General features: G+C 54.6%; 15 protein-coding genes. 6 read left to right on the top strand and 9 right to left on the bottom strand.

Features of this window, described 5'->3' with window-relative positions:
• Positions 1–2: 2 nt before the first annotated feature.
• From mutL to FFI61_RS01850, 4 genes are all read right to left on the bottom strand, one after another.
• Positions 3–1,913, bottom strand: a complete 1,911-nt coding sequence (mutL, locus tag FFI61_RS01865) for a DNA mismatch repair endonuclease MutL (protein ID WP_200369068.1) — start codon at positions 1,911–1,913, stop codon at positions 3–5.
• A gap of 20 nt (positions 1,914–1,933) precedes the next feature.
• On the bottom strand, positions 1,934–3,265 hold the full coding sequence (locus FFI61_RS01860) for an N-acetylmuramoyl-L-alanine amidase (protein WP_200202778.1): 1,332 nt from the start codon (positions 3,263–3,265) through the stop codon (positions 1,934–1,936).
• Between the two features lie 68 nt (positions 3,266–3,333).
• On the bottom strand, positions 3,334–3,831 hold the full coding sequence (tsaE, locus tag FFI61_RS01855; protein ID WP_200369067.1) for a tRNA (adenosine(37)-N6)-threonylcarbamoyltransferase complex ATPase subunit type 1 TsaE: 498 nt from the start codon (positions 3,829–3,831) through the stop codon (positions 3,334–3,336).
• Positions 3,828–5,381, bottom strand: coding sequence for an NAD(P)H-hydrate dehydratase (locus tag FFI61_RS01850; RefSeq protein ID WP_200202571.1), 1,554 nt, complete (start codon positions 5,379–5,381; stop codon positions 3,828–3,830). Before FFI61_RS01850 ends, tsaE begins: the two co-directional genes overlap by 4 nt.
• Before the next feature lie 147 nt (positions 5,382–5,528).
• On the opposite strand from FFI61_RS01850, the gene queG reads away from it, so the two are divergent.
• Positions 5,529–6,608, top strand: coding sequence for a tRNA epoxyqueuosine(34) reductase QueG (gene queG, locus FFI61_RS01845; protein ID WP_200369586.1), 1,080 nt, complete (start codon positions 5,529–5,531; stop codon positions 6,606–6,608).
• Here the strand turns inward: queG and orn are convergent.
• Entirely contained in the window at positions 6,603–7,145 is a 543-nt protein-coding gene (gene orn / locus FFI61_RS01840) for an oligoribonuclease (RefSeq protein WP_200369066.1), read from the bottom strand. The two genes, queG and orn, sit on opposite strands and share 6 nt — an antisense overlap.
• Positions 7,146–7,381: 236 nt before the next feature.
• Here orn and rsgA point away from each other — a divergent pair, with 236 nt between their 5' ends.
• Positions 7,382–8,437: a small ribosomal subunit biogenesis GTPase RsgA gene (gene rsgA, locus FFI61_RS01835; protein WP_200202573.1), complete on the top strand. Its 1,056-nt coding sequence runs from the start codon at positions 7,382–7,384 to the stop codon at positions 8,435–8,437.
• 19 nt (positions 8,438–8,456) lie between these two features.
• On the opposite strand, the gene motB is transcribed toward rsgA, so the two are convergent.
• Complete coding sequence (motB, locus tag FFI61_RS01830) at positions 8,457–9,416, bottom strand: flagellar motor protein MotB (protein WP_200202574.1); 960 nt, start codon at positions 9,414–9,416, stop codon at positions 8,457–8,459.
• A gap of 25 nt (positions 9,417–9,441) precedes the next feature.
• Positions 9,442–10,293, bottom strand: a complete 852-nt coding sequence (motA, locus tag FFI61_RS01825) for a flagellar motor stator protein MotA (RefSeq protein WP_200202575.1) — start codon at positions 10,291–10,293, stop codon at positions 9,442–9,444.
• Between the two features lie 198 nt (positions 10,294–10,491).
• Here motA and asd point away from each other — a divergent pair, with 198 nt between their 5' ends.
• Positions 10,492–11,355, top strand: coding sequence for an archaetidylserine decarboxylase (gene asd / locus FFI61_RS01820; protein ID WP_200369065.1), 864 nt, complete (start codon positions 10,492–10,494; stop codon positions 11,353–11,355).
• Here the strand turns inward: asd and epmA are convergent.
• Both epmA and efp read right to left on the bottom strand, forming a co-directional pair.
• Positions 11,341–12,309, bottom strand: a complete 969-nt coding sequence (gene epmA / locus FFI61_RS01815; RefSeq protein WP_200369064.1) for an EF-P lysine aminoacylase EpmA — start codon at positions 12,307–12,309, stop codon at positions 11,341–11,343. The genes asd and epmA overlap by 15 nt on opposite strands.
• Before the next feature lie 7 nt (positions 12,310–12,316).
• Complete coding sequence (gene efp, locus FFI61_RS01810) at positions 12,317–12,889, bottom strand: elongation factor P (RefSeq protein ID WP_200202578.1); 573 nt, start codon at positions 12,887–12,889, stop codon at positions 12,317–12,319.
• A gap of 45 nt (positions 12,890–12,934) precedes the next feature.
• Between efp and epmB the strand changes: the two genes are divergently transcribed.
• The 3 genes from epmB to FFI61_RS01795 all read left to right on the top strand — a co-directional run bounded on the left by epmB (position 12,935) and on the right by FFI61_RS01795 (position 18,301).
• Positions 12,935–13,984, top strand: a complete 1,050-nt coding sequence (gene epmB, locus FFI61_RS01805; RefSeq protein ID WP_200369063.1) for an EF-P beta-lysylation protein EpmB — start codon at positions 12,935–12,937, stop codon at positions 13,982–13,984.
• A 225-nt stretch (positions 13,985–14,209) separates the two neighbouring features.
• Positions 14,210–16,018 carry a GTPase gene (locus tag FFI61_RS01800; RefSeq protein WP_200369062.1) on the top strand — a complete coding sequence of 603 codons (1,809 nt, stop codon included), beginning with the start codon at positions 14,210–14,212 and terminating at the stop codon, positions 16,016–16,018.
• 198 nt (positions 16,019–16,216) lie between these two features.
• Positions 16,217–18,301: an EAL domain-containing protein gene (locus FFI61_RS01795; protein ID WP_200202581.1), complete on the top strand. Its 2,085-nt coding sequence runs from the start codon at positions 16,217–16,219 to the stop codon at positions 18,299–18,301.
• Positions 18,302–18,311 lie beyond the last annotated feature (10 nt).

Genomic DNA, 18,311 nt, shown 5'->3' with positions numbered 1-18,311 from the left:
ATCTAGCGCCCTCGCAGAAACAGCTTGTCCAACTCCCCAAGCGTAACCAGCGTCCAGGTGGGTCGCCCGTGGTTACACTGACCACTGCGCTCTGTCGCTTCCATATCCCGTAGCAGAGAGTTCATTTCCGGAACCGTCAGCTGCCGATTGGCTCGCACCGAACCGTGACAGGCCATGGTGCCAAGCAACTCATGAGTAACTGCTTCAACACGGTCACTCTGACCGTGCTCGATCAGATCAGACAGCACATCTCTCACAAGTTGTTCTGTATCAGCGCCTCGCAGAAGCGCCGGCACCTGCCTGATGGCCAGTGTTTCTGGCCCGATACGCTCAATCTGCAAGCCCAACTGCTGCAAATTATCGCCGTGGGTTTCGGCCAGGGCGGCTTCTTTCTGGCTCACCGCAATAGATAAGGGCACCAGTAATGGCTGGCTCTTCAGATCCTGCTCAGCCAGCGCTCGCTTCATTCGTTCGTAGGTAATGCGCTCATGGGCTGCATGCATATCCACAACAATCATTCCGGCACTGCTCTGAGCCAGAATATAAATACCGTGCAACTGGGCAATAGCATATCCCAGGGGCGGCTCTTCGTTACTGTCCAGACTGCCGGGCTGATCCAAGGGGGCAACTGCCGTGCCACCAAACGACACTGACTCTTGCGGGCCACTGACACCGCCGCCACCAAGAGACTTATAGAAGGCCATCTGGTCACTGGCTCGCCATTCCTGCTGAGGCGCTGACTGGCCTCCAAACCCGGACGCTGGCGCATGCTCGCCTACTGACGGAACCGCAGGCTGTCCAGTCCAGGGTTGTTGCGATCCATACCCTGAGCCAGCACTGGCTGCCTCGCCTTGCCCAGCCGTTTCACGACCAAATGACTGCGCCACTGCGCCCCGAAAATGGTCATCGGGCCGCACGTCGGCCAAGGCTTTGTGCAGTGTACGAAAGATAAAATCGTGCACCAGGCGACCATCTCGGAAGCGCACTTCATGCTTGGTCGGGTGCACGTTTACATCAACAGTAGCGGGGTCGACTTCAAGATAAAGAACAAACGCAGGATGGCGGTTGTTGTAAAGCACATCCCGGTATGCCTGACGCACCGCATGGGCAACGAGGCGATCACGAATTACACGGCCATTTACAAAGAAATACTGCAAATCAGCCTGACTGCGGGAAAACGTAGGTAAAGCGACCCAACCCCAAAGGCGTAAACCAGTGGCTTCGGCATCAATTACTACCGCACTATCGATAAACTTCTGCCCACAAAGGGCCGCAATGCGACGCTCTTTGTCGAGCACAGAATCCGCTGGGCGAAGGTTGTGAACAACCCGCTGGTTATGGCGCAGGGTAAAACCCGCATCAAACCGGCTAAGGGCCTGGCGGCGCACACACTCTTCCACGTGATTGAATTCTGTTTTTTCTGTACGCAGGAATTTTCGCCGGGCCGGCGTATTGAAAAACAGATCCCGTACTTCAACCGTGGTACCAACAGGATGGGCCGCTGGTGAAATCCGGGCGTCCATATCTCGCCCTTCAACTTCCACCCTGGACGCAGCTTCACGCTCTTGTGTACGCGAAGTCAGTGCAAGCCGCGATACGGAGCTGATACTGGCCAGGGCTTCGCCACGAAACCCGAGAGATGCCACGGATTCCAGATCATCAAGACTGGCTATTTTACTGGTGGCGTGGCGGCTCAACGCCAAAGGCAGGTCGCTTTCAGCAATCCCGTAGCCGTCATCACGAACCCGGATCAGTTTTACACCGCCCTGCTCGACCTCAACCTCAACGCGGCCTGCACCAGCGTCGAGTGCGTTTTCAACCAGTTCTTTGACAACAGATGCAGGGCGCTCAACCACCTCGCCGGCAGCAATCTGGTTTGCCAGCCGCGGCGAGAGTAATCGGATGGAGGGCATGTTTCGGGACAACCTCTTGTTCAGGATGAAGGGATACGAATGGTTTGGCCCACCATAACACGGTCATCCCTCAGGCCGTTAAACTGCATCAACTCACTAACCGTTGTCTGGTTGTCACGTGCCACCCCCGACAAGGTGTCGCCACTTCGCACCCGGTATTGGCTTATGCGCCCACTGCCCTGGCCATTCTGCTTCTGCCAGGCCAGCAAGGTGCCTGGCGGAGGCGTTTTCTGGAAATACTGATTAATGCCTTTAACTATGGCCCCAGCGAGCTTCTTGCGGTACCAGTCTGTAGACAGGTTTTTCTCTTCCTGGGGGTTGGAGATGAAGCCCGCCTCTACAAGTATGGAAGGAATGTCCGGGGATTTGAGAACCGCAAACGCCGCCTGCTCCACACCGGGCTTATGCAGGTGCGTTACACCATTGAGCTCGCCCAGTATGGAGCTTCCCACACCCAGGCTCGCATTGATGCTGGCGGTCATGGAAAGATCTAGCAGAACACCCGCCAGCATGTCATCCCGGCCGTCGAGCGACACACCACCGGTACCTCCAATCAAATCAGAACGATTTTCACTCTGAGCCAACCAGCGTGCTGTCTCACTGGTGGCACCGCGCTGAGACAAGGCAAACACAGAAGCACCTTTGGGCTGCGGCGTGCGGAAGGCATCAGCATGTACGGATACAAATAGATCAGCACTATACTTGCGAGCCAGAATAGTGCGATTCCTCAAGCCGATATAATAATCACCAGTACGTGTCAGCTTGGCGCTGTAGCCTGGCTGTTTATCGATCATATCCTTGAGAATAAGGGCCATTTTCAGCACCACATCTTTTTCCCTGGTACCTCTGGGGCCAATAGCACCCGGGTCTTCCCCGCCGTGGCCTGCATCAATAACCACAATCACATCGCGCTTGCCCGCTGAGTCGTGAGTGACCGTTGGCTGGGTCGCTTTATCCAGGCGACTGCCACTCTCGTCGATCAAATCCAGCACCAGACGATGGCCATACTGCTGGTTGGGCTCAAGCTGGAAGCTTCTGGGTTTGATGTCGTTAGCCAAATCAAGAACCACTCTCAGGTCGGTACCGTTGCGTGGTGCACTTCGAATGCGGCGGATTGGGCTACCGGCCAGGTCGAGCTTGTCGAAATCTGTTTTCAGCCGGGTGTTTTTGAGATCAATAACCAGCCGCGAAGGGTTGCTCAGCGCAAACATGTTGTGTTCAACCTTGCCTTCGGTATCCAGCACCAAACGCGTGTGATCCGGAGCTGGCCAGATACGAATACCTTCTACCTGGGCACCGGCCTGTACATGCAGGGATGCCACCAGCAGGCAAATGGACGCCAGGGCCACCATTGCGTTTATCGTAAGCGTATGTCTTTTCATGCAGCGAGCCTGTTTATTCTGCTGTCCAGTTTCGGCCGTTAATGGTCCGGCCCAATCAGTTCCAGTTCATTCAATAGTGACGCACCCAGCTCGGAGCGTGCCCGAATCACTGCCGACCGCCCTTCGCCCTGGTACTCAAGTTGGATTTCGAGATCGGGCTCTGGAAGCATGCCTTCGCCACGCTCAGACCATTCAATAAGGCAAACACTCTGACCTGTAAAATAATCCCGGATGCCCATGTATTCCAGCTCTTCCGGATCGCCCAACCGGTAAAGATCGAAATGATAAGCAGGAGGGGTCAAATCTTCGTATGGCTCAACCAACGTATAGGTGGGGCTTTTCACCGCACCCTCGTGCCCAAGCGCCTGAATAACTCCGCGACTGAGCGTGGTTTTACCCATGCCCAGGTCACCCTCCAGGAATATAATCACCCCCTGGCCCGACTCTTTCGCCAAGCGGGCGAGTTCGCGACCCAAGCCCTCGGTTTCGGCCTCACCGTCCAGAAAAAAACGGCGCTCGTTCCCAAAAACAGTCATTCATCCCCCTTGTCGCAGCCAGCGCCCGGCTCTGCTTCCCGGAAAACCTGCGGCAAGACATCGATTACGTCCGTGGGTATCAATCCCATATACCCCTTTTTCACTGATGCTCTGGTTGCGGCCTCAAGGTGGACGACAGCACCCATTGCGGCAGCTTGCGCCGGCAACTCAGGCGTTTGGGCATACAGCGCACCAATAACTCCCGATAGCACATCGCCCATGCCTCCCGTGGCCATGCCAGGGTTGCTCCCAATGGCCACATCTGCCGCCCCCTCGCCAGAGGCGATAACCGTACCTGCACCCTTGAGCAAAACCACTCCGCCATAAATGGACTGCAGCCTGTGGGTCGCAGCCAGGCGATCCGCTTCTATCTCCGGCACCAGACAATTCAGCAGCCTGGCGGCCTCACCCGGGTGCGGCGTCAGAATCTGATTATTAGCCGGCACAGCCACTCGCTTTGAGAGCAGGTTTAGTGCATCTGCATCCAGAACTCGTGGCTTTCCGCTTTCTACAACCTGCTGCAGCATCTGTTGGCCCCAGGCGCTTTGTCCCATTCCCGGCCCACAAACCACAACGGTTGCTGCTGCCAGCAACGAAGGCAACTCCGAGCCATGTATCACGCCGTGGACCATAACCGACGGGCAGCGCGCCAGCGCTGCAGTTACATGCTCAGGACGCGTCGCCAATGAAACCAACCCTGCTCCGGAGCGAGCAGCAGCTTCGGCTGCCAATATACCTGCACCGCCAAAGCCTCGATCGCCTGCCACTATCAGAACATGCCCAAACTGCCCTTTGTGGGCATTCGCCCGGCGCCCGGGCAACCAATTCTGCACAGAGCCCCAGTTCTGAAGCCTCGCCACCGGTGTTTCTCCGGCGTTCGTGTCTGTACCCAATGGCTCAAACACCACACCACCACAAACTGAAGGGCCCTGCCCAGTGTATAGCCCCAACTTGCGGGCGATAAACGTAACAGTCATCGCAGCTTGAACCACTTCGCCTTTGGCGGCGCCGGTTGTGGCATTCAGGCCAGAAGGTACATCCACTGCCAAAACCGGGAGCCCGGACGCGTTGGTGCGAGCAATAATGCCGGAAATGGGCTCTCTGGGGGCGCCGGAAGCACCAGTACCTAACATGGCATCAACAACAAGCCCGGAGCGCTCAAACAGAGCTCCCAGCTCGGCGTCGCCAATATCTGCCAACTCCCGAACTTCCACGCCATCCGCTACCGCTTTTTGCCAGGCCTTGCGAGCATCCCCACTCAGTTTCCCGGTAGGAGCAACCGCAACACAATGCACAGCCATACCGTCCCGCAGGGCGTTTGCCGCTATCAGGTAGCCATCACCGCCGTTATTTCCTGCACCGCACAAAACCAGTAAGGGCTCCACCCCGGGCCAGCGCAAAGCCAGCCTGTGGAAGGCTGCATGGGCGGCCGACTGCATCAAGTCAAACCCATCAACACCCAACTGTTCAATAACATACTGATCAATACGGCGCACAGAATCGGCGGAAAACAGCGCATCTGATAAACTGCCTCCAGCGTGCTGTGGCATGAGCCTTTGCTCCCGTTACAGAAACCGGTTTAAGAAAATTGGCCAGCTATCTGTAAAGCATAGCAAAACCGCGGAAAAGGTCATAACTTAATCAAATTAAATATCTGTACCCCCGGCTTCGGCATGGCGGACACATCAGTGGTACTTATGAGCACAACAGGCAAGGACATTTCCCCAGTGCCGGAACTGGCTGATTTACCACCACTTATCCGGCAATGGGCAAAAGAACTCGGGTTCTCCGATGCTGGCATTACAACAGCAGATACCGGTGAGCATGCCCAACGCCTGCAGGATTGGCTCGAAAAAGGCTATCAGGGAGAAATGGAATACATGGGCCACCACGGGGACAAGCGCTATACCCCGAAGTCATTGGTGCCAGGAACTACCCGCGTTATCTCTGTACGCATGGATTACATGCCCACGCCAGACAGCCCGAAAGAAGCACTTACTAACCGGGAAGGGGCCTATATAACTCGCTATGCGCTTGGCCGTGACTACCACAAGCTGATCCGGAAGCGGCTGGCAACTCTGGCGAAGAAGATTGACGATGCGGTAAGCGGCTATGACCACAGAGCCTTTGTAGATAGCGCTCCCGTACTGGAGCGAGCACTCGCGCAAAGAGCGGGGCTTGGCTGGATCGGTAAGAACAACATGCTAATTCATCCGAAGGCGGGCTCTTTCTTTTTTCTGGGAGAAATATTCACCAGTGCGCCACTGCCGGTAGACCCAGCCTTTGAAACCGATCACTGTGGCAGCTGCTCTGCCTGCCTCGAAATGTGCCCTACCGATGCGTTCGTGGGCGCTCGTGTACTGGATGCCCGGCGCTGCATTAGCTATCTCACCATTGAGCTCAAGGGCAGTATTCCGGAAGAATTGCGCGCGCCCATGGGCAATCGGGTGTTTGGTTGTGATGACTGCCAGTTGGTGTGTCCTTGGCAGAAGTTCAAGAAGCCGACCCAGGAAGATGATTTTCAGCCCAGGCATGGTTTGAATAACAGTTCGTTAGCGGAGCTGTTTTTGTGGACTGAAGAGGAGTTTTTGAAGCGTACCGAGGGGTCGGCTATTCGCCGCACGGGATATGAGGGCTGGCTGCGCAATCTGGCAGTTGGGCTGGGTAATGCGCCTTCGACGATTCCGGTGATTGAGGCGCTTAAACAGCGCGCAGACCACTCTTCCGAGATGGTCCGCGAGCATGTTCGGTGGGCGTTGGCCCGGCACGGTTTATAGCTTGAAGAAGTGCTCGCGGTAGTGGCGCAGCTCTTCGATGGAGTCGCGGATGTCGTCGAGTGCCAGGTGGCTGCCTTTCTTTTTCACACCTTCGAGTACGTCTGGGCGCCAGCGGCGGGCCAGCTCTTTTACGGTGGAGACGTCGAGGTTGCGGTAATGGAAGAAGTCTTCCAGCTCTGGCATGTATTTCACGAGGAAGCGGCGGTCCTGGCCTATGCTGTTGCCGCACAGGGGGGACTGGCCTTTTTCCATGTATTCTTTCAGGAAGGCGATGGTTTGTTGCTCGGCTTCGGCTTCTGAGATTTTGCTTTCCTGAACGCGCTTGGCGAGGCCGCTTTCGCCGTGGGTGCGGGTGCACCATTCGTCCATGGCATCGAGCAGGCTGTCGGGCTGGTGTATTGCGATGACTGGGCCTTCAGCCACCAGGTTCAGTTCGGAATCGGTGATGATGGTGGCCATTTCGATGATGCGTTCTTTTTCCGGATCAAGGCCGGTCATTTCCAGATCGATCCAAACCAGGTGGTTGCCTGCTGACATTCTTTTTTCCTCATTATTCATCAAACATCGGTGGTAGGTGGAGCTGCCTTCTACCTACCGGGAACCGCTACGAGCACATCCATGTGCGCTTGTCGGCGGCCGTCCTTGGCCGCCGACATTCCTGGAAAGCAGTAAACAACCCTGCCCCAAAATTCGGTGCTATACCGTAAAGAACTAGCAATGCCGTATGATGGCATAGCAACGTCACTACTTACATCCGTGTTAACAGAGACCTTATGGCAAAACGGCAACTGAACAAGCAACAGCAATTCCGGATCAAAAAGATTCAGGAGGAGCGGGCAGCACGCGCAGCTCGTAAAGAAAAGTCAGTTCAGGCGCAGGCCGATGCAGGTGAGCTGGGGCCTGAGCAGGAAGGGCTGATTATTGCTCACTATGGGCAACAGCTGGATGTTGAGGCGCTGGAAGGTGAGCGCAAAGGCGATGTTGTACGTTGTTTCGTTCGGGCGAATATCGACAGCCTGGTGACGGGTGATCGGGTGGTTTGGCGGCCAGGCAAGAATGAAACCGGGGTGATTGTTGCCCGCTGCGAGCGTGATAATTTGCTGCAGCGGCCGGATAACTTTGGTGCGGTGAAGCCGGTCGCGGCGAATATTGATCATATTATTCTGGTGATTGCACCAGAGCCGGAGCCCCACGACAATTTGATTGACCGGTATCTGGTTGCCTCTGAGATTACGGATATTCCAGCGGTGATTCTGCTGAACAAGACGGATTTGATCACCGATCAAAACCGGGAGCAGATTGATGCTCTGCTGGCGCGTTATGCGGCTTTGGGTTATGAAATTGTGCGCACGTCTGCCATGCAGTTCGATGGCGCGCCTTCGCCGGAGGTTGAAGCGCTGGTTAAGGGTAAAACCAGTGCATTCGTGGGTCAGTCAGGTGTTGGTAAGTCGTCGATTATTCAAACACTGATGCCCGACGAGGCGATTCGTGTGGGAGCGGTTTCTGAGAGCACCGGCAAGGGCGTTCACACCACCACTACAGCGAAGCTGTTCCATCTGCCAATGGGTGGTGATCTGATCGATTCTCCGGGTATTCGGGAGTTCGGCCTCTGGCACATGACGCCGCAGGAAATTGAATACGGGTTTCGGGAGATTCGTGAGGTGATCGGTTACTGCAAGTTCCGCAATTGCAGGCACATGGGTGATCCGGGGTGTGCCATCGATGGGGCTGCAGAATCCGGAAAACTCAGCCCTGAACGCCGCCGTAGCTTTCATCGTATTCTGCAGGATATGGCTGAGCAGCAATCGCGGGGATTAAAAGTCGACTGACTCTCTGATACAGGGCGATCTACCAGTTTAGTTCGCCCGGAGCAGGCTCTTCTCTTTCCTTCTGCCAGTCGCCACTTTCCAATTTTTCCATGGCTTTTTTCTGCTCGTCTTCCGAAGGAACCGTGAGGTCAATCAGAGGTGCCCCTTTGGCGCTGGCACTGCTGTGAATGCTACTCACGGTTTTCTTGTTAAGTACGATGATGGAAATCCGGCGATTTACCGGCGCGGTGGGCTCGTCTTGGTCAAACAGTACGGAATCACTCAGCCCCACTACCCGGGCAATCTGTTGGGCTCGAACGCCACCGGCAACCAAGGCCCGGCGAGCTGTGTTGGCTCGGTCCGCCGAGAGTTCCCAGTTGGTGTAGCCAGGGCGCCCACCGAAGGGGGTGGCATCGGTATGGCCAGTGATACTGAGCTTGTTGTCTACGGCTCCGAGGGTTTTGGCCAACTCGAACAGAATTTCCTGTGAGTAGTACTTCAGTTCGGCCCTGCCGATGTCGAACATGGGGCGTCCAGAGCGATCCACAATCTGGATCCGCAGCCCTTCATCCGTGATATCAATCAGCAGCTGGTCCTTGAACTCCCTCAGGGTTTCGTTCTCTTCAATTCGCTGTTTCAACTCCTGAAACAACTCCTCCATGCGACGCTGCTCAAGGGTTTCTGACAAGGTATCAACCACCTCATCTGCAATCTCCATGGCGTCTGGCGCAATATCCTGACTGGTTTCATTGACAACAGACGCACTGCCTCCGAGGTCTACAGGGTTGGGCGTACCACCTTCCGTAAAACCGACGGGGTCGCGAAAATAGCCTTCCACTGCTTTTATCTGCTCTGGCGATGCAGTTGCGGTGAGCCAGAGCACAAGAAAGAAAGCCATCATCGCCGTTGCGAAGTCGGCAAATGCCACTTTCCAGGAGCCACCATGGTGGCCCGCGGCGATGACTTTTTTGCGTTTGATGATTATCGGCTGCTGTTCCACAAATATACTCCGGGCTCAGCCTGCGTTATTTTGCACGCACATGGTCGTTCAGTTCCTGAAACCCAGGTCGCTTATCCGTAGGTAATGCTTTTCGACCAAACTCGATGGCCATTTGAGGGGCCTGTCCGGAGACCGTCGCAACGATGGCAGATTTGACGCACTCGTAAGCTTTGAGTTCGTATTTTGCAGCATGCTCCATGGCGATAGAGGTTGGCCCGACAAAGCCATAGCCCATCCAGATACCAAGGAAGGTGCCCACCAATGCCGCTGCCACACTCAAACCTATGCGCTCGGGGCCTTCACTCAGAAAATTCATGGTGATCACAATACCAAGCACAGCCGCCACAATACCCAGACCGGGCAAGGCGTCCGCAATTTTATTTACGGCATGGGCCGGCTCTTCAAGCTCGTGCTGGCGACTGTCAATCTCGTTCTCCATCATACCCTCCAGCTCATGGGTAGCCATGTTTCCGGCGCTGATGATGCGGAGATAGTCTGTGATAAAGTCGAGCAAGGCTTTTGATTTCATAATGGCCGGGTAACGGCTGAATATCGCGCTGGATTCAGGGTTATCAATATCTTCTTCGATAGACATAACCCCCTGCTTGCGGGATTTATCAAAAACCTCGTAGAGCAAACTCAGTAAATCCATGTAGTAGGATTTGTTGAATGGGGAACCTGTCAGCAAGCGCATAATGCCAGCAAACACTTCCTTCACGGTGTGCAGCGGATTGGCAATGATAAATGAGCCGAGGGCTGCACCGAAGATAATGAGCAGCTCAGTGGGCTGCCAAAGCACCATCAGGTTGCCGCCATGAAGAACGTAGCCACCAAGAACGCTGGCGATAACGATGATTGAGCCGATAATAAGTAGCATGGGTAAGACGTACGCCTTTATATTGTGGTTACAGGCTAGCGCCGATGTCGATCGCGGCTTTTATGGTCTGATGATAGCAAGCCTCTGCAGTATCCGCGAAGCCATGAAACAATTTCTATACATGCAACCTCCTGCTCAACACTCTTGCAGCAGTATTTGTTAAACTTCGCGCCTTTGAGCACAGAGGATCTCAATTAAATGTTCGACAAGCTGTTTATTCTGAGTCAATACGTCACTCCGCAGCTTGCGCTTTCCCGCGCTGCAGGCCGCCTGGCGGATAATGATCGCAATCCTGCGCTCAAAAACCGGGTAATCAAGTGGTTTGTGAAGCGCTATGGTGTGGATATGAGCGAAGCCGTGGAGCAGGACCCAACCGCCTACCCGAGCTTTAATGCATTTTTCACCCGCGCACTCAAACCTGGCCTGCGTCCGGTTGCCGGAGGCGAGAACACTTTTGTAAGCCCGGTAGATGGCGCCATCAGCCAGATTGGCCAAATAGCCGGCGATCGGGTTTTCCAGGCGAAGGGGCAATCTTTCAGCCTGCTGGAACTGCTGGGAGGCGATACCCAGCGGGCAGAGCCTTTCCACGGCGGCGAATTTTCTACTATCTATCTTTCGCCCAAGGACTATCACCGCATTCACATGCCTATGGCAGGTACGCTCCGGGAGATGGTTTATGTTCCCGGTAAGCTTTTTTCGGTAAATCCGGTGACTGCGGAGAATGTGCCTAATCTGTTTGCGCGAAATGAGAGGGTTGTGTGTATGTTTGATACGGCAGCCGGCCCCATGGCGCTGGTGCTTGTGGGCGCAATGATTGTGGGAAGTGTGGAGACGCCTTGGGCAGGGATTGTGGCACCAAATAGCAGTGGCGTTACAACGATTGCCTATGAGGGTGAGAGTGCGATTTCGTTTGCCAAAGGCGAGGAAATGGGGCGTTTCCGTTTGGGCTCTACGGTGGTAATGGTTATGCCTAAGGGCAGTGTTCACTGGAATGCGGATCAGGCAGCGGAGAAAGTGGTTCGCATGGGCGAGGCATTGGGGGAGCTCTCAAGCCCTCTCTAGTGGGAATGCCAAGACGTCTGCTATGTTGCGGGCTCCCACTTTTAACATCAGCAGACGATCAAGCCCTAGAGCCACGCCAGCGCAGTCTGGCAAGCCGTGTTCTATTGCCGCCAGAAAGGCTTCATCGATCTCCATTTCAGGCTTCCCATTAGCGATTCGCAAACGGTTGTCTGCCTCAAAGCGGGCGCGTTGTTCGTCTGGGTGGGTGAGCTCCCAGTAGCCGTTGCATAACTCGATGCCGTCGATGTAAAGCTCGAAGCGGTGAGCAACGTCGAAGCCGTCTACGCTGGAGAGTCTGGCCAGGGAGGCTTGTGAAGACGGGTATTGGTTTATGAATACGGGTGCTTCAGTGCCCAAGTTGGGCTCGACGGCGAAGCTCATTAGCAGGTCGAGGCAGCCGTCACGGCTGAGGTCTTCCAGTTGTTCGGGCTCTAGCCACTCACGGCAACGCTGGTGCAGGTCGTTTTTTGATACCACAAAGGGGTCGATTCCGGCCCAGGTGATCATTGCTTTGCGGTAGCTTAGCACCTGTGGTCTGGGGCATTGCAGCCAACCGCATACAAGGTCGGCGACTTCTGCCATAAGGGCCTTGTCATCAAAGCCTGTGCGGTACCATTCCAGCATGGAGAATTCAGGGTTATGGCGGCTGCCGCGTTCGCCGTTTCGAAAGACTTTTGAGATCTGGTAGATAGCACCCGAATCTGCGGCGAGCAGGCGCTTCATGTGGTACTCGGGGGAGGTCTGTAGCCAGCCGCCCTTTATACCCTGTGCATCTATCTGCGCAAATACGCCATCAAGGTTGGGCTCGGTTACGCCGCAGCGGCCCAGTATGGGGGTTTCAACTTCCAATACATCGCGCTGGGCAAAAAAGCCGCGCACAAAGGCTGATTGTTGTGCGCGGCTTTTCAAGGCTGCCCGGGAGGCAGTGGGCTGCCAATCAGGCTGATTTTTCATGTAGGAATCAGCTTTTCACCCGGTTCATGTACTCACCGGAACGGGTGTCCACTTTCAGCACTTCGCCGATGGTGATGAACAGGGGAACGCTCACAACTGCGCCAGTAGACAAGGTTGCGGGCTTGGAGCCGCCCTGCGCTGTATCACCTTTCATGCCCGGGTCAGTCTCAACCACTTCCAGCTCAACAAAGTTTGGCGGAGTGACAGTCAGCGGCGCGCCGTTATAGAGAGTAACCGTGTAGACGTCTTGCTCTTTGAGCCACTTGATAGTGTCGCCCACAGCTTTTGCATCTGCAGCGTATTGCTCGAAGGAGCCATCGGTGAGCATGAAGTGCCAGAATTCTCCATCGGTGTAGAGATATTCCATATCCTGATCCATAACGTCGGCCGCTTCGAGGCTTTCGCCAGACTTGAAGGTGCGATCCCACACGCGGTTGGTCATCAGGTTGCGTAGCTTGACCCGGTTAAACGCCTGCCCCTTACCGGGCTTTACAATTTCGTTCTCGACGATAATGCAGGGGTCGCCATCCAGCAATACTTTAAGACCGCCGCGAAATTCGTTGGTAGAATATGAAGCCATGAAATGTCCACCTGCCAAAATGCTGTTTAATTTTCAAAGGCCTCTATGATACAGCGAACCCCTACCTCTATAGAAGCCCGGCTTTCAGGAGATGATAATCGGAGCTGGCAACAGCTGCTTTCCGACTCGATCACTTCACCGCAGGAATTACTGTCGCGCCTGCGCCTGCCCGCTGATAAATGGCTGGCAGGTGCTGAGGCTGGGCACCAACTATTTCAGCTAAGGGTGCCTGAGCCGTTTCTGGATCGAATGGAAAAAGGCAACCCGGCAGATCCGCTACTGCGGCAAGTTCTGCCACTCCACGCTGAGACAAGTGCAGCGCAGGGTTTCGTTACCGACCCACTGCAGGAAGACGGGGCCATCCAGACAACAGGCCTCATCCGCAAGTACCGCAGCCGTGCCCTACTGATGGTAACGGGGCAGTGTGCTATCAACTGTCGCTACTGTTTCCGTCGGCACTTCCCTTATGGCGAACAGCGCCTGAGCCCTGCTGATCGGCAACAGGTCCTGGATACGCTTGCGGCAAGCCCGGAAATCAATGAAATAATTTTCAGCGGCGGAGATCCTCTCGCGGTTAACGATCAACTGCTGTCCCAGTGGGCTTCCGCGATCAGCAGCATCCCTCACATTCGCCGCATCCGCATTCACACCCGTCTTCCTGTCGTCATACCGCAGCGTGTGTGTGATGCACTGCTTAAGTGGATCAGCAATACGCCGGTGCAAGTTGTGATGGTCTTGCACATTAACCACCCGGCAGAAATCAATCAGCCAACCCGGCGCGCCATGGGTTATCTTCGCGCAGCCGGCGTAACTCTGCTAAACCAGAGCGTTATTCTCAGGGGAGTCAACGATGATGCGGAAGTGTTGGAGAACCTGAGCGAAACACTATTTGACGCGGGCATTATGCCCTACTACCTTCATGCGTTTGATCCGGTTGCTGGCGCACAGCATTTTGATGTTACGGATGAAGAAGCCAGATTACTGGTTAAGGACCTACTCTCCAGGCTACCCGGCTTTCTGGTACCAAGACTGGTTCGTGAAGTCCCGGGAAAGCCTGCAAAAACACCCATTGATCTGTTTGTCGATGGCCGTTGAGGCCACAAGACTGAACCTGTCAAAATTAAGATGTCAAATATTGTCAACATGTGATTTTCTAGCTTTCTTGCACTAGTTTGCTATTTTAAAGTCCAGTACTGTCTGAATTGTAGAAATATGTATTTACGGCGTTTTTCTGATCAATCGACGCATTACAGCAGTTATCGCTGCAAAGGTTGAGCGGAGCCGTATTACCAAACCTTGTCCTGATATTGGCGCATATTCATGGAAGGCACGATCCTCAAACCCGATCTCCGTGTTCCCGAGCAGAAAACGGCAAGTCTGTCGTTCTGCGATACTACGCCCAAGGCCTTCAAAGCCTGGATTGACCAGCTCCCTATGGCCAATATTGGCGAAGTGTCACGCCAGCTCTATCACGCGATCATCGAGCTGAACCACCTGTTTCTTGCGCCCCAGCAACGCCTTCAGTTTCTTGAGCTGGTTCGTGACAAGATTCATTTCGTGTGCAATGAGCTATCACGCCATTATTTGGGGCTCGCAATCGCCCTGCCTGAGAAGCAGCGCAAAATTGCCAATCTGTCTCAGGCACTTCAACTGCACCTCGCCGGCGGCTACAAACTCTGCCTTCTCGAAGCTCTGGACGAGGGCGGGCTTGATAAAAACCGTAAGTTGATTGCAACAGCCATTCATCGGGCGACGTCTGAACTTGCCTCGACCATTTTGCGCTCACACCAGCTCTACTGCCCCAGCCCGGCTCAAAGCTGGCTTGAGTGCCATCGCATGTTCCGGTTTGCTCATCGCAACAAGCTCACCGAAATGGCAGTAGAAGACAGCACCCTGAAACTAAGACCAGCCAGCACAGTCGCAGACAGCTACAAGCGCTTGCTTCTTCTCGGTTGCGCCAGGCCAAACCAGCTCAGGCAAACCGAGCTACTTCAAGCCTACGACCTGTTTGAGGGCTGGACAGCGCACTCTCAGTGTGGAACCAACATTGGCGAAGACAGCCTTTTTGTTGTGAACCTGGAGCGGGATAACTCCCCGGTTTACAGAAGCCTGCTTGAGCACAAACCTGGCGACGAAAGCTTCGGTTTCGACACCAGAGAACTGGCGACCATGATTTCCGCGAGCCTGGATGCGAGGCTCCGCCAGCAGCCTGCCCCGGACACGCTGAAGATTCCGGGCAACGTGAACGAAACACTCCTCACGCACCTGAGCCAGGCTCTGGGTATTTTGGCAAAGAGAAACTTCAATCGGATTGCCAGCCAGGGAACACTCGAGGTGTGTGTAGGGCTGACCGCGGCTCACTATTTCATTGCAGGCGAAAAGTCGTTTACAGAGTTCGTAACCGGCAATGACAACGGCCCTGAGGATGAAGAGAACGTTTTCATCCGCAAATCCCGCAAGCGTGAAGATGCCTGGGGTAGCGCTCATGATGTGGCGCCAAGCGATGAGCACCTGCACGCAGCCGACACGCCAATCAACTTTCGGGGCAGTTTTGGAAATACTCCTACGCCCACCACCGATAAAAACCGACCAAAGTCCCACTCTACATTATTGGTAAATACCAGTCCTGGTGGCTATTGCGTTTCATGGGAGGCAAGCGTTCCGCCCTCCATGCAAGCCGGAGAGATACTTGGTGTTCGGGAACAGCGCTCACACCCCTGGAGCATAGCGGTGGTTCGCTGGATTCGGCAGGTCAAGAACCACGGAACCCAGATCGGCATTGAACTGTTGGCACCCAGTGGCTCACCCTGTGGTGTTCGCTTGATCCAGAAGGTTGGAAACAGCAGCGAGTATCTTCGCGGACTTCTCTTACCTGAGATCAGCGTGGTCAACCAGGCCGCTACCCTGATTACTCCCAGATTGCCTTTTCAGCCCGGCAGCCGGGTATCCATGCTGCACGATGGCCGGGAAGATCAGGGGCAGTTAATTAAAAAAGTATCTTCAACTGGCAGTATCAGCCAGTTTGAACTTAAACTGCAGAAAAATAGCATAACACCCACGCCTACCAGCACCTCGTCGCCGGCAGGCGCCAGTGAAGATGATTTTGATTCTTTGTGGCCTTCGCTATGATCTTCTCCGGTGGGATACCCGGCATTCCGCCGGAGACTTGTTATTAAGCCGCAACCCCTGCATCATTCAGCGATAGCGATAGTGACAGTCCGGTCTCGCAGCACCAGCTCACAGTTTCCAATCAGATACTGTATCTAGGGTAGAGCACTCCTCTGCCGTGGCCGGCCCCGCCAACTTGTATGACGAGACGCCTAAGGAATGCAGAAACAGAACCCGACCGTACACCTCCTGATTCTCGACCCTTCACAGAACGATGCAGAGTCCCTGATCAGTCTGCTGAGAAACGCAGGTAAAGCCACAAGAGCACACCGCGTTACATCTGAAGAGGATCTGGAAGAAGCCCTCAAAAGTGGCAACTGGGATCTGCTATTGGCCCGTGATCTGGAGCAGGAGTTCACGGCAGATGCCGCTCTGGCCATGATAAAGCGCATGGACAAAGACATCCCTTGCCTGTTTCTGACAGAAGAGGAAAGCCGGGAAAGAACAGTTACTGTAATGAAGGCCGGCGCCCAGGGAACGGTAAAGTTCGAGCACAGCGACCTTCTGGTGCTCACGGTCAAACGCGAACTGAAAGCACTTGAAGACCGCCGCCGCCGCCGAGCGTTGGAGTCACATCTGCGCGAAGCAGAGCAACGTTGCCAACTTCTTCTGGAAAGCTCTAAAGACGCCATCGCCTACATCAACGATGGCATGCATATTTATGCCAACCAGTCTTATCTGGAATTTCTCGGCTACGACGACATTGATGACCTGATGTGCGTCCCTGTTCTGGATACCCTGACACCCGAGAGCCAGGCAGACTACCGATCCTTCATGAAGTCTTTTGCAGAGAATGGCGAGGATGGCTTGGCGCTAAACTGCACAACCAGGCGCAGTGACGACCACGAACTGAATGTCACCATGTCAGTGTCTGCTGCAACCTACGACGGCGAAGCCTGCACTCAGATCGTTTTGCAGCCTGAACATAGCGACGCCGAGCTTGAAGAGAAGCTGCGGGAGATCAGCAGCCAGGACCTTCTTACAGGGCTGTATAATCGCCAATACCTCATGAAAGAGCTCGAACAGGCGATTGCCAAAGCCGGCAAAGACAATGAAACCGGCGCACTGGCCTATATTGCTCTCGACAATTTCATGTCCATGAAAAGCGATGTGGGCATTTCCGGTGCAGATCTACTGCTTGGAGATCTGGCAGGCCTCCTGAGGCAACAGGCAGGGGATGACCTCATGCTGGCACGCCTGAGCGATGACGCGTTCGGACTACTGTGCCTGCCCTGCGATGAAAAATCGATGATCGCTCGGTGTGAGCAGATTCGCAAAGCTATAGATGAGCACCTCTTCGATATAAACGGCCGCACGGTTCCCCTGACTGTCAGCATTGGCATTGCATCCATCACTGAAAACTCACCCAAGACCGAAGAGCTTCTGGCCCGGGCACACATTGCCTCTTCCGATGTACGTAAGCAGGAAGGTCACTCTCAGGGCAATGGCATCGGGGTTTACAACCCGGTGGATCATGAAGCGCTGGATGACAGCAACTCGATTGATGCGATCCTGAAGGCATTGGATGAAGACAGGTTCCGTCTCATGTTCCAGCCAATTATCAACCTTCGCGGTGAAGGCGAAGAACATTACGAAGCTTTCGTTCGAATGCTCGACAAAGATGAGAAAGAAGTCTCGCCCTACGATTTCTTGCCTCCCATGGGGCCAAGCGACACTGCCATCAAAATTGACCGATGGGTTATCTTGCAGTCTGTAAAGCAGCTGGCCACCCACCGAGCAAAAGGCAAGGATACCCGCATGTTCCTAAACGTGACGGCGGAAACCCTGCAAGACAAGACCTTTACACCCTGGCTGAGTGTGGCACTGAAGGCAGCCCGTTTGCCGGGCGATTCGCTTGTTTTCCAGATCCGCGAAGGCGACGCAAACAACCACACGAAGCACGCCAAGGAGCTAACTAAAGCTCTGCACGAACTCCACTGCAAGGTTTCCATTGCCCAGTTCGGTTGCGCACTGGATCCGTTCCTTACGCTGAAACACATAAATGCGGATTACGTAAAAATAGATGGGTCTTTTACGGAAGAACTGCAGAAGAGCGACAAAGCCAAGGAGCAGATGAAGGAATTGGTACAGAGCCTGCAAAGCGCTGGCAAACTCACCATTATCCCTCTGGTAGAGAATGCCAGCGTTCTTGCTACTCTATGGCAGGCAGGAGTGAACTACATTCAGGGCTACTACCTGCAAGCTCCCGCCGCCGAGATGAATTACGACTTCGGGGATCACTGAGCCTGAAGAA

Source organism: Marinobacter sp. DY40_1A1, from assembly GCF_016597815.1.
Classification (GTDB): Bacteria; Pseudomonadota; Gammaproteobacteria; order Pseudomonadales; family Oleiphilaceae; genus Marinobacter; species Marinobacter xiaoshiensis.
Note: the sequence above shows the minus strand (reverse complement) of the source record. Positions and strands in the feature narration are given on the sequence as shown.